Source organism: Marinitoga arctica, from assembly GCF_054657315.1.
Genome location: NZ_BAAHYY010000010.1, coordinates 24,419 through 38,199, shown reverse-complemented (window position 1 = coordinate 38,199; position 13,781 = coordinate 24,419). Strand labels below are relative to the sequence as shown.

General features: G+C 27.2%; 11 protein-coding genes. 1 reads left to right on the top strand and 10 read right to left on the bottom strand.

The annotated features are described in order from the left end of the window. Positions 1-188: 188 nt before the first annotated feature. From ACYQ44_RS04240 to ACYQ44_RS04200, 9 genes are all read right to left on the bottom strand, one after another. Positions 189-1,511, bottom strand: coding sequence for a sodium/glutamate symporter family protein (locus tag ACYQ44_RS04240; protein ID WP_459995463.1), 1,323 nt, complete (start codon positions 1,509-1,511; stop codon positions 189-191). Continuing rightward, on the bottom strand, positions 1,492-2,610 hold the full coding sequence (locus tag ACYQ44_RS04235) for a lysophospholipid acyltransferase family protein (protein ID WP_459995461.1): 1,119 nt from the start codon (positions 2,608-2,610) through the stop codon (positions 1,492-1,494). The genes ACYQ44_RS04240 and ACYQ44_RS04235 overlap by 20 nt, the downstream gene beginning before the upstream one ends. A gap of 86 nt (positions 2,611-2,696) precedes the next feature. Next, positions 2,697-4,379 (bottom strand): alpha-amylase family glycosyl hydrolase, encoded by a 1,683-nt coding sequence (locus ACYQ44_RS04230; protein WP_459995460.1) that lies wholly within the window; start codon positions 4,377-4,379, stop codon positions 2,697-2,699. A 15-nt stretch (positions 4,380-4,394) separates the two neighbouring features. Beyond that, positions 4,395-5,201, bottom strand: coding sequence for a MurR/RpiR family transcriptional regulator (locus ACYQ44_RS04225; protein ID WP_459995459.1), 807 nt, complete (start codon positions 5,199-5,201; stop codon positions 4,395-4,397). 12 nt (positions 5,202-5,213) lie between these two features. Further along, entirely contained in the window at positions 5,214-6,185 is a 972-nt protein-coding gene (locus tag ACYQ44_RS04220; protein ID WP_459995457.1) for a carbohydrate ABC transporter permease, read from the bottom strand. Beyond that, positions 6,179-7,045 (bottom strand): carbohydrate ABC transporter permease, encoded by an 867-nt coding sequence (locus ACYQ44_RS04215; RefSeq protein ID WP_459995455.1) that lies wholly within the window; start codon positions 7,043-7,045, stop codon positions 6,179-6,181. The genes ACYQ44_RS04220 and ACYQ44_RS04215 overlap by 7 nt, the downstream gene beginning before the upstream one ends. 55 nt (positions 7,046-7,100) lie before the next feature. Then, positions 7,101-8,381 carry an ABC transporter substrate-binding protein gene (locus ACYQ44_RS04210; RefSeq protein ID WP_459995454.1) on the bottom strand — a complete coding sequence of 427 codons (1,281 nt, stop codon included), beginning with the start codon at positions 8,379-8,381 and terminating at the stop codon, positions 7,101-7,103. A 170-nt stretch (positions 8,382-8,551) separates the two neighbouring features. Beyond that, positions 8,552-9,868 (bottom strand): glycosyltransferase, encoded by a 1,317-nt coding sequence (locus ACYQ44_RS04205; RefSeq protein WP_459995453.1) that lies wholly within the window; start codon positions 9,866-9,868, stop codon positions 8,552-8,554. Between the two features lie 117 nt (positions 9,869-9,985). After that, on the bottom strand, positions 9,986-10,867 hold the full coding sequence (locus ACYQ44_RS04200) for an ADP-ribosylglycohydrolase family protein (RefSeq protein ID WP_459995451.1): 882 nt from the start codon (positions 10,865-10,867) through the stop codon (positions 9,986-9,988). 91 nt (positions 10,868-10,958) lie between these two features. Here ACYQ44_RS04200 and asnS point away from each other — a divergent pair, with 91 nt between their 5' ends. Continuing rightward, positions 10,959-12,257: an asparagine--tRNA ligase gene (asnS, locus tag ACYQ44_RS04195; RefSeq protein ID WP_459995450.1), complete on the top strand. Its 1,299-nt coding sequence runs from the start codon at positions 10,959-10,961 to the stop codon at positions 12,255-12,257. 89 nt (positions 12,258-12,346) lie between these two features. Here the strand turns inward: asnS and ACYQ44_RS04190 are convergent, their stop codons facing one another. Further along, positions 12,347-13,717 carry an MATE family efflux transporter gene (locus tag ACYQ44_RS04190; protein ID WP_459995449.1) on the bottom strand — a complete coding sequence of 457 codons (1,371 nt, stop codon included), beginning with the start codon at positions 13,715-13,717 and terminating at the stop codon, positions 12,347-12,349. Positions 13,718-13,781 lie beyond the last annotated feature (64 nt).

Genomic DNA, 13,781 nt, shown 5'->3' with positions numbered 1-13,781 from the left:
TTATTAACCTCACACCTAATTATATATAACAAAAAAGGTATGGAGGTCATCATCGTGGATGCCCTTTCCATACCAATAATAGTTATTTAAATTTATTATTTGTTTTAAAAATTTGGATGAATTTCTCGCAATCATGTTAACACCTCATAATAATTTTTACATTATTCTATCATAATAAATGTATAATGTCAAGCATTTTTTGGTTTTCTAAAGAAAATTAAGAATAATAACAAATTATATACTATCATTAAACCTAATCCATAATAATTATATATAATATTTCCTGTTGTTAAATATAATGCTGGTAAATTTAGAATTGCAATCAATGGAAATCCTATCATTAAAGATAATCCGCTTCCAAAGATTAAATTTTCTGCAACTCCTGTTTCAAGAGTTGGATCTACTTCTCTTAATAAAGCCATTGCAGTTGAAATAGTACCTGTTAACATTCCAAAAAAAGCTATTCTATTTTCTACTTCATGATTTGTTATCACTTTTTTAGTTAAAAACATTACATAAAAATATGTTAATACTCCAGCTATAAAAGTTAATATAAATATTTGCCAGAAATAACCTTTTATTCTTTCTAATGATACAGCACTTATTGAAGCTGCAACCATAAAATCAAATACTACACCTGCAATTCTTTGAAGAAGAAAATTGTTTAAATAGTTTTCTTTAGCAATATTCTTCTCTCTTAATTTTATATATACGCTTCTAAAAATTATAGCAAATATAGCTCCAAATACAAAGTGAAATCCCCAGAGTACAGTACCAAAAGTATGACCTATATTTCCATATTGGTTTAGAAATTCTGTAAGCAGTTTAATTCCATAATATGTTACTGCATATATTATACCAATAAATACAAATTGTATTGTCAGTCCATCCATATCTGAAAATTCATAATCTTTTACTAACACTTCTTTTTTATGAATAATATTTTTCTTTTCTTTTTTCCATTTAGCTAATAATATATTTAATATTATTAATCCTCCAATAGTAGCCCATCCAAATCCAGCAGCTGCTATTGCTAAACCAATTGAACCACCATTAGTAAGCCCTAATTGTTGCCATTGAGAACCTATTGAATATGCCTGACCAGGTCCCTGACCAAATCCTAATGGAATAATAAAACCTATAGGTATAGGAGTTTTTTTATCAAATAGGAAAAATAAACTTGCTAAAGATACTCCTAAAATACCTTGAAATAAATAAGTTGATACGATAATAAAACCGGCTTTGCCATACTTTGTTTTACTTTCTACTTTCCTTAAAGCTAATGCTATAAATCCTATAGCCATTAAATGATAAATAATTCTCCCTAGTCCATCAATATCTAAATCTACTATGTGCAACAAATTTGGTCCCATAATAAAACCTATAAATCCCGCTAAAATGGAATTAGGAATAACAAATTTTTGTAATGCAGGAATAACTCTTTTTAATAAAATTGCAATAGCAAAAAAGATAGAAATCCAAAAAAAATCATCAACCATCGATATGTACATTTTTCCCACTCCTTATTTTATATATGTTATATATTAAATAACTATAATTTTCTGAAGATATTCTGTAAACATTTTCATTATATATAAATTCAAAAATATTTGATACAAAACATACACCATTTTTTATTTTGTCAAATTCAAAATTATTATTATTAATTTTAATTATATTTTCAAAAATTTCAATAGGACCTTTTTCTTTATTCAATAATTTCGGATTAAATAATTTTCTTTCTTCTATAGTACCAATATCCAATACGATGTATTTATTATTTTTTAAATATTCTATAAGTTTTTCTTTTTGATTATATATTATAGTATCGATTCTATTATTATTTACATATCCAAAATCATCTATAACATATTCAAAATTGCATTTTTCACATTTTGCTATGTCTCCATAACTTTTTATACTATTAAAAGAATTACATTTATCACAAAACCATATAATTCTTTCTAAACCATCAGCTTTATTTTTACCTATATATTTTTCTTTAATATTGTTTTGCCAATCCCATTCATTATGCTTAATATAATCTAATGCTGAAGCATCATTAAATTCTTTTAATTCAATATAGATATTCCCTTTTCTTGAATGTTTTGCCCAACGTGGTTTTGATAAATATCCACCTTTAATTTTTGCAGCTAATATAGGTACATTTATTTTATTTAATAGCTTATCTGTTCCAGGTGGAACTGTTTGAAATGCACCAGACCATGTAGTCGAACCTTCTGGGAAGAGACCAACAATTCCGTTATTTTTTAAAACAGTTAGAATATTTCTAGCTGTTTTTATATCAGGAATACCTTTTTGTTTAGGTATAAATTTAAAATGTTTAAAAAGAAAATGATATGTTTTGTTATTATATGTGCCAGATGCAACAACAAAGCTAATGGGGTAAGGAATAACGGATTGAACAAATAAACCATCATGTATGTGTGTATGATTTGTAATAAATAAAAATGGCGGTTTAGGTATGTTTCCTAAAACTTTTATATTATATTTTTTTATAACATAAGGAGATATAAAAAAGGTTAGAAATTTTCTTAATATGCTATCGCCATACATGAATAAACTCCTTTCAATTATATATTTAATCATATTTTATCATAATTTGCTTTACAAACAAAATACCCCCTTTTAGGGGGTATCTATTGCTAATAAAATAATATTAATAGATGAGATTATTATTTAATCCATAACGTTTCATAGGGCATTAATTTAATTATTAATTTGTTATTTATAACTTCAATTTTTTTATTTGATAAAAGATCAACTGGTTTTTCAGATAACATATTTTTTAATACAATAGTTATATCTTTATTTGATACATTTGTTAAAATTAATATTTTTTCATCTTCATATTCTCTAATAAAAGAAAATACTCTATTATCTAAGAATAAAACTTTTTGATCGGACTTTGGATTAAATACTTTATTTGAAATTCTTATTTTTAACATATTTTTAATAGCGTTGAATATCTTATATCTTAAAGAATTGGGATCATTTATTTCTTTTTCAAGAGTTTCATAGTCTAGTTTTTCCCTATTAATGGTTCTATTTATTCCAGTCTTCTTTACACCTTCATAATAATTTCTGGAACCTAATAAACTATGAATATATATTCCTGGAACACCTTTAATTGCTGCAGCTATTGCGTATGCAGAAACAAATTTTTTAATATTTAATTCCATATCTTCATTCTCTTCAAATAACGCGTCAAAATAATTAATATTTAATTCATATGGAGATTTGGATCCATCAGGATTATTTTTATATGAAACAAGGCCATTGTTTTTCAAAGTATGTTCAACAAGATAATCAATCTCTTCATCTTTTAAAATTCCCTTTGCAGGCATTAAGCCTATTCCATCATGTGATGCCAAAAAATTGAAAAATGTAGTTTTATCGCTAGGGGTTTCCAAAGTATCAGCCCAATGAGATATATAATAAGCATTTTTTGATAAAAATGAGTGCAAAACTAATGGAGGTAAAGAAAAATTATATACCATTTGAGCTTCATTATATCCATTACCAAAATAGGATATATTTTCTTTATGGGGCACATTGGTTTCTGTAATAAGTATTACATCTTTTGCAGTTAAATCTAATATATCTCTAAATAATTGTATCATCTTATGAGTTTGTTCTAAATGAATACATGTTGTTCCTAATTCTTTCCAGAGATATCCAATTGCATCTAATCTAATTAATTTAGCCCCTTTTTTTGCATAAAATAATAGTATTTCAACAATTTCTAAAAATAAATTTTCAGATTTATAATTTAAATCAATTTGATCTTCACTAAATGTAGTCCATATATGTTTTTTACCATCAACAGTTTCATATATATGTAATAAAGGTAAAGCTCTTGGCCTCGTCACATGTTTTAATTCTTCAACAGGTTCTTGTTCAATAAAATAATCTTTGTATTTTGGATTTCCTTTTAAATACTCTTGAAACCACTTACTTTTTTTAGAAATGTGATTAATAACAGCATCGAACATTAAATTATAATCTTTTGATAAGTTTTCAATATCTCCCCAAGTTCCTAATTTTGGATTAACTTTTTTATAATCAATTACGGAGAATCCATCATCTGATGAATAAGGAAAAAAAGGAAGTATATGCACAGTATTAATAATCCCCTTTACATGTTTGTTTAAAAACTTATGTAAAGTATATAAAGGTTTTTCACCATCTTTTTTTATTGAATCACCGTAAGTAATTAGAATAATATCTTTTTCCGTTAAGTTAATGTCTTTATCTGAAATTTTATAATTATCAATTAAAGACATTAGTTTTTTATATAATTCATCGGTTTTTTCTGGATATAAGAATTTCAATTTTTCGTATATATTTTGATACATAAAAACACCTCTATTCTAAAATTTCTTTGGCTCTATAACATTTTTTAATTTATTAAAGTGTTCTTCATTAAATTTTTTAGAAACAACAAGATTATATAATAATTCTATAATATACATTTCACCTATTCTGTCATGAGTAAATTCATTTTCAGATGGATCACTTGGTGTAGTATAAATAACATCATGAACTACCATACTCAATGGCGATTCCACACCGGAAGTTATTGCTACTGTATATGCACCAGTATCTTTAGCTATTTGTGTTGATTTAAAAACATCCCTAATATATCCAGAATGACTTATTGATATAACCATATCTTCTTTACTTAAGTTTGCTCCCACAATAACCTGCATATGTGGATCAGAATAAGCTGAAGCAGGTAACCCTAATGCTGCAAATTTTAATGAACTATCAAGAGCTACAGGAAAAGATCTTCCAACGGCAAAAAATATTAATTTTTTAGATTGTAGAATCTTATCAGCAACATTATTTAAAAGTTTCTTATTTAAATTTTTGTATATAATATTTAAACTATTACAAATTTTATTATGAAAATTAGAAAAAATATCTTCTTCGTCATTTGTTTCAAGGGATGGTTCAGACAATTCTTTTGCTAATGCAATTTTAAAATTTTGATAACCGGTAAATCCTAATTTTTTTATTACACGGTAAACCGTGGTTTCGCTTACTTCTGCCCAATTAGCTAACTCCGTTATACTATAATGAATTACATCTGGAGCTCTTTCAATTATATAATCTGCTACCTTTTTTTCTCTTTTAGTCAAAGAGTTATAAATTCCTTTTATTTTATTTATAATCATAAAAATCACCTCTTATTCTTTTACACCTCCAGCAGTTAATCCGCCTGTTAAATATTTTTCCATCAGCATAAACATAATAACTACAGGAACAGCAGTAACTACAGAGGCTGCCATCATTTTTGCCCATATAGCATGTTCAGAATTAAATATTTCATTTAATCCTAATGGTAATGTATAAAATTCGGGGAATGGTCTTACAAATATAGACGCAAATAAAAATTCATTCCATGCAATCATGAATGCATATATATATACTGTAATTATAGCAGGTAAAGATAAAGGAATTATTATTTTTGTAATAACACCCATTCTTGTGGTCCCGTCTATAATAGCTGCCTCTTCAATAGATCTAGGAATAGTTCTAAAATAATTACCTAACATATATAGTGAAACAGGTATTGTTTGCACTATATATATTATAAATAATGCTATTGCAGAAGACATTCCAGAAGATGTCAAACCTATTTTAACAAAAATTTGATATAGCGGAACTGCTAATATTGTACCACCAAATAGATAAACAATTAATACACCTCTTTGTATTGTACCTCTTCCTTTAAACTCTATTCTACTAAATGCATATGCACCAAATATTGATAAAATTAAGCTAACTAAAGCACTTAATCCAGCTAGTAATAAACTGTTTCTAAAAAATCTTAAAAATGGGAATGATTCCTTTTTTCTTTGAGATTCTATTTGAGATAATACAGCTTCTTGTTGTTCTTTTGGAAGAGTTTTTATAATTTCTAATAATTGTTGTTGCTCATTGCTTAATTCTTCACGAACAGATTTTTTAAATCCCAAAAGAATTGCATATGTATCAAAAGTTGGTCTCTTAGGGATTAAACCAGGTTCAAAAGCATCTGTGTCATATCTAAAGGATACAGAAACCATCCATGCGAAAGGATATGTGATAAAAACTACTAAAAGAGCTATTAAAAACCAAAAAACAAATATTCTTAGAAAACTCTTTTTCTTTACCATTTTAACACCTTCTTTACATATAGACCTATTAAAGAAATCATTATTAAAAATAATATTGTAGCAATAGCAGCAGCTACTCCTTGTTCGGGTATACCACTAAATGCTTTCTCATAAATATATACAGGCAATGTATTTGCAAATTTTGACATAAGATATACCTCATCGAATTTATAAAAATTCCATATACCTCTTAATAATGCAACAGAAGCAATGACAAAATATAATTCTGGCAAAGTTATATGAACAAATTTTTGCCAATCGCTAGCTCCATCAATTTCAGCTGCTTCATAATAATCTGAATTAATTGATTGCAATCTTGATAATATCATTAAATATACAAAAGGAAAATTTCTCCATATATTGAAAATAGAAACAACCCAAAAAGCATTATTCGGATTATTTACAAAATCATTACCAGGGTCCATTCCAAACATAGCTAAAAATTGCATTAAAGGGCCATCTATAGGTAAAAAGATATATTTCCATGCAAATACTATAGCTATTAATGGTGTGACATATGGTAATAATATTAAAGCTCTTATAATACCCCTTCCTGGAAATTGCCTATTCATTAACAAAGCTACACCTAATCCTAAAAGAATACTTCCTATAACGGTAGTTAGGGTAAATAATATAGTTATGCCAAAAGATCTCCAGAAGGAGGAATCTGTTAATATTTCTTTATAATTTTCAAGACCTATAAATTTGTTTGGGGCATCTGATATTGATACCTCAAAAAAACTTAGATATATGTTATAAAAGACAGGGTATAATATTAATAAAGCAATAAGTATTACTGTTGGAAGTACTAATTTCCATCCAAATCGAGCATCTTTTTCTTTTAAAGACATTACCGCCATTCTTAAACCTCCTTTTTAAAAAAAGGGGGATAATATCCCCCTTATGAAAAAGAAATTATTTTCCTAAAACTTTTTCAGCTTCTTTTTGAGCCCACATTGCAGTTTGTTGAGGTGTCCAGTCATTAGCAAACATATAATTAATTGCTTTACCGATAACGAAATTAGCACTTAATTTACTCATATCAGTAATAACTTTTCCGTTAATAAATTCAAATCTTTCAACAGAATCTAAAGCAGCTACAATTTCAGCAATTTTTGCTTTTCCATATCTTTCCAATACAGGATTATCTAAGAATGCATCGCTTTCGGCTACAGATTTTCTTGTTGGGTTCATTCCACCAGGTGCCATATGTACCCAGTATACATAATTTTTATCTGTCATTAAGAATTTTATAAATTTTTCTGTTTCATCTTTATTAGCATTTTTTGTTACACCCAATGCAACAACCTGTCCATAAGATGTTGGTCTTGTATTAATCATTTTATTAGCAAAACCAGTGTTTTTAACTAATTCAGGATTAAATTTATTTATTCTACCTTTTTGAACTTCTTCAACAGCAATATCATCCATTATATATGTGGAGTAGAAAATCATTGCGGCTTCTCCATTTAAATAGCCTTTTAATGCATCTAAAACTGTTGTAAAACCAGGTTTTGAATATTTTCCTAATTCTTTATAAAATCTAAATGCTTCAATCATTTCTGGAGTATTAAAAGTAATATTCCCCATTTCATCAATAGGTCTTGCACCATTTGCTAATGCAACTTCTGTAAATACTTGTTCTGCATATGCATCAGCTTTTTTAGGTAAAATTATTCCATATACACCCTTTGTAGGATTGTTTAATACCTTTGCAGCTAATGCAATATTATACCAAGTTACAGGATCCCCTAAATCTTGTGATGCAAACATATCTTTTCTATACCAGATACCTTGAACCCAAGCATGGAAAGGAATTCCATAATATTTACCCTCACCATTGCTTAACATTTTAGCTGCACCATTATAAATATCTCCGAAATCCATAATTATTTTTGTAGCTAAATCTTCATCTAAGAAATTTTCTGAACCTAATAATAGCATTGGTTCGATTCCGCCTTCGATTAAATCAGGTAATGTACCAGCATTTTTTGCGATAGGAATTTGTTTTAACAAATCATTTTCTTCTACTGGCACTACTTCTACATCAATCCCTGTTTGAGCTTTAAAAATTGTAGCTAATGCCCTAATTCTTTGCATTCTGTTTGATTCAACTTCTGTGGTCCAAAATGTAATTTTTGCAAAAACTGCTGATACTAATACCAACATTAACATAACTACTAAAAACTTTTTCATATAAATACCCCCTTTAAAGAATTATTTTTTTTAAAATATAATTAAAAAGAAAATTTTCTTTTTAATTATACACCAAAAAAAATTTTTTATCAATTTCAATATTCTAAGTTATGTTTAATTATTCGTAATAAATAAAAACTACATATGATTATAATAAAAATTCTAAATTTTTAATTTTTAAAAATTTTAGATAATATTAAATTTAAAGTTTCGTATGAATAGAATTTTTTTCCTAATTCAAAATTGTTTTCAATAATTTTAATAGCCTTTTCCTTGTTAAAGAGAATATCTAAAATCTCTTGTGTAGCTTTTTTTATAATGTCTTTTGTGATTTCGTATTTTCCATTAATGTATTTTGCGTTATTTCCTAAGCTTACCAAATTAAAGCCGTTTAACTTTATATCTTTTTCGTATACAGGGTATTCATATATTAAGATAGGTTTTTTAGCAAATAATCCCTCTAATAATTGATTACCAAATCCTTCTAAAACACTTGGATAAGTTATGAAATCGCTAATAGCATAAAAATCCCATAGTGAAAAAGTACCTTTTTCTTCGTCTCTAATTTCTTCTAATAATTCATTGCAAAAAATAGTTTTTACGTTCTTTTCTTTTGCATGATTTATTAGTAGATTTTTATAATCAGGTTCTTCATCAAGCCCAGGTAATAATAATATTATATTAGTATTTTCTGTTATTTTTTTCCCTGTATAAATTTTTTTTCCTATATAATTTTTTATATGTTTTTGTAACTCTGATAGAGTGTCGATGGCTAATTCTATTGCTTTTCTTCTTACAACTCTTGTTGCTTGTAAAAATACAATATCATTTTTAGTTATTCCTGTTATATCTAGTATTTTAGAATTATAATTATCGATTTCCCATAAATGATCTTCGAAATTAAATACATTAGGTACTATTATACTATCAACGCCTTTGTAATTCTTTAAACTTTTTTGAGCTATAGAATTTATTACAATATGTTTTATATATCTTGGAGGCATGACATTTTCTAAAATTTCTTTAATATAATTAGTGGTTGGATTTAAATAAAAATCTCTTTCCCAATAAAAATCATGATGGTGTCCAATTACTTTTATATTTCTTTCTTTAAAATATTTATTTAATGCAATTGCTGCGGATAAATTATGAGCTAGAGAAAAAATATTATTAACAACTACTATATCAAAATCAGTCATGTTTTTTTCTAATTCAATATATATATCGTTAGATAAAAGTTCTATTTCTTTTTTTAGTTTGCTTTCTGACCAATCTTCCAAAGATTGAAAAGCTCTTTTTTTAATTGTTAGATTTCTTGGCTCTTCATATGATAATAGTGGAATTTTTATACCTTTTTCTTTTCCTAGGGTTCCTGCAATAAAAGTTACAGTATGTCCTTGTTTTTCCAAAGCAACCTTCCATTTTTTCATTTCAAGGGACACTCCGTCAGTTTCTCCAACTCTAAAATGCATTAAACCAATTTTCATAAGCTCACTCCTTTCAGTAAGATGATAATATTATATAAAAAATTTTCGTTATTTCACATTACAAAAAAATAAATTTTTTCTCAAAGGGTTAAAAAAATAGAAGTCTTGAATAGACTTCTATTTTGACACATTATAAAGTTTTTCTATTATTTCCATTATTAGATCTTTTTTTGCAATTTTTAAGGTCCATAATTTTGGAATATTACTAAAACCATAATATGCTCCAGCTAACTGACCAATAATGGCACCAATTGTATCGGTATCACCACCAAAATTTATAGCAGTTAATACTGCGCTTTTAAAATCATCAGTGTTATAAAAAGACCATAGTGCAATTTCTAATGAATCTAAAGCAGATGAAGAAATTTTAATTTCATCCTTTGATTTATATTTGAAATCAACTACTTTTAATTTAACTTCATAAACGAGATTCATATGTTTATGAACCTCATCTATTAAAAATTTTTTATTTTCACCAACTATTGCTTGTTGAATTATTCCACCTAATAGTTTGCATGAATGAATTGAATATATATTGTTATGAGTAGTATATGAACTTTGACCAGAATAATAAATAGCATCTTTAAATGAGTTCTTAAAGAACATAGGCACTGGAGCTAATCTGGCTAGGGGTTTGTTTGAGTCTTTTTGTGTAATTTCAGGAAATTTATTATTTGTTTCATAATAAACTAGTGCTTCCATAGTCTGATTGTCTATACCGAATGCTTTGTTTTTTGATGAAAATATTCCAGTATCTATCCATTTTAAATAATGTTTTATCTGACTTTCTAAATCAAAACCATCTTTTATTAGGCTTTCAGCAAGGCATAAAGCCATAGAAGCAGAATCAGTCCATTCACCTACATTTAAGTTATAAATACCACCTTTTGCAAAGTCTGTTATTTTATTAAAATTAATGTTTTTATAGGGAGCACCTAAAGCATTTCCGACAATTAATCCAAATAATGTACCAAAAAATTTATCTTTAATTTTGTTCATTTGTTATAGCCCCCTTTCAAATATTATTTAATTTAATTATAACATATTATATGATATAATATATAAAAATTGAAATTTGGGAGGGAGAAGCATGGAATGGGTATATATTAAAGATATGAAAAAATATATAGGACAAAAGGTGGAGTTTAGAGGATGGTTGTGGAATAAAAGGGCAAGTGGTAAGATAGCATTTTTGCAATTAAGAGATGGAACTGGTTTTGTTCAAGGAGTTGTAGAAAAGTCTACTTTAGGAGAAGAAAAATATTCTCAAGTAAAAAAATTGAAAATGGAAAGTTCTTTAATTGTTAGAGGAGTTGTTGTAGAGGATCAAAGGTCTCCTGTTGGATTTGAATTACATATAGATGATGTTGAAATAGTACATAATCCAGTAGAAGATTATCCAATTTCAAAAAAAGAACATGGAATAGACTTTTTAATGGAACATAGACATTTATGGCTTAGATCAAGAAGGCAATTCCATATATTAAAAGTTAGACATGAAATTATTAAAGCTATAAGAGAATTTTATAATAATAATGGATTTGTATTAGTTGATACTCCAATATTTACAGGGTCAATTGGAGAGAGTGCCGGTAATACATTTGATATAGAGTATTTTGATTATGGAAAAGTTTATCTAGCTCAAACAGGTCAATTATATTTAGAAGCAGCAGCAATGGCTTTAGGAAAAGTATATAATTTAGGTCCTACCTTTAGAGCAGAAAAATCAAAAACAAGAAGGCATTTAATAGAATTTTGGATGAATGAGGCAGAAGTTGCGTATTATAAACATGAAGATAATATGAAATTGCAAGAAGATTTAGTATCTTATATTGTAAAAAAAGTTTTAGAAAACGCATCAGAAAATTTAATTGCACTGGATAGGGATATATCTAAATTAGAAAAAATTCAAACACCATTCCCAAGAATTACATATACAGAAGCTATAAAGTTGTTAAATAAAAAAGGTTCGGATATTAAATGGGGTGAAGATTTAGGTGCAGATGATGAAACACTTGTTTCTGAAGAATTTGATAGACCAGTAATAATAGAAAAATATCCAAGAGAAGTTAAAGCGTTTTATATGCAACCTGATCCAGAAAATCCAGATGTTGTTTTATGTGATGATATGATAGCTCCAGAGGGTTATGGGGAAATTATTGGAGCTTCTGAAAGAATTTGGCAAGAAGAAGTTTTGATTGAAAGATTAAAAGAAAATAATTTACCAGTAGAAGAGTATAAATGGTATCTTGATTTAAGAAAATTTGGCTCTGTTCCACATAGTGGGTTTGGATTAGGTATAGAAAGAACAGTTGCATGGATATGTGGATTAAAACATATTAGAGAAGCAATTCCATTTGCTAGAACTTTATATAGAGTTTATCCGTAATAACAATTGATTATAAAAAATTTAGCTAAAATATACCTCTTCTTGAAAATCAAGAAGAGGTATATTTATTAGGATTCAATTTATTTAAGCTATATTGATGTTAACTCTGTTTCTTTTAATTTTCGTATAGTAAATCTTCCCCATGTAAAAGTTATTATGGATGATGTAGCATTTCCAGTAACTATTCCCCACCATACCCCGGTAATACCAAAATTAAAAACAAAAATGTATAACCATGAAAATAGTAACTGCATAACTATTGTTCTCATTATTGTCACTGTCAAACTTTTAAGGCCATGTCCTATTCCTTGAAACATAGAAGATGTAAACATTCCGAAAGGAACTCCTGGTAAAAATAAACTCATAATTTTTAAAGCGATTACTAAATCGTTATATATAATACTTCCATCTTTTGAATAAGTAAATATTTTAGCTATTTGAGGAGAAAAAATAAATATTATAAATAAAACAAAAAAGCTTATTACTAATCCAAATTTAATTGCATATAAATGTGCCTCGGATAATTTATTTACATCCCTTTGTCCATATGCAGCTCCAGTTACTGTTGTTACTGCTGTAGCTATTCCTATTAAAGGAACTGTTCCAAAATTTATTATTCTCCATGAACTAGTAAATACAGCAACACCTAAATCACCACCGGCTTTTACTGCAAAACTATTTAAAACAAAAATTGCTACAGACATTGAAAGTTGAGATAAAGAAGCGGGAATTCCAACTTTTAATATGTTTTTTGTAATTTTTGAGTTATATTTGAAATCTTTAAAGGTAATTTTTAAATATGTATTTCTTTTAATAAATATCCAATATATTATTAAAAGAGATGATATGCTAAATGAAATAACTGTTGCATAAGCAGCTCCTTTTATTCCAAATTTAAATGTATATATAAAAATTGGGTCTAAAACTATATTTAATAACGAACCCGCAGTTATAGCATACATAGATTTTTTAGCATCACCTTCACCTCTTAATATTCCGTTAGAAACATTATTAAACATTAATAATGGTGAGAATATAATTAGAATATACGCATAATCTAATGCTAAATTTAATGTGTTTCCGCTAGAACCAATAGATTGCAACAATGGTTTTATTACTATTAAAAGAACTATAGCCGATAAGATACCTAAGCCAATCGCCAAAAATATTGAAATTATAGCCGCAGAATCAGCGCCTTCTTTATTTTTTTCACCAATCTTTCTTGAAATTTCCGAGCTAGCACCAACTCCTAACCCTGCAGATAATGCTATAATAACCATAAATATCGGGAAAAATAATCCTATTGCAGCTAACGCATTAGAACCTAATCCTGCAACCCAAATTCCGTCTACTAAATTATATAGTGTTTGTACTAACATAGCTAAAATCATAGGTAAAGATAATTTTCTTATTGCGATTTTAGGATCTCCTTTTAGTAATTTAGTCCCAACAGTTTCCATGTCAGTACTCCTTTCTAAGAAAAATTATTTTAATTATTAAATTATATCATTATTTGTTTAATAG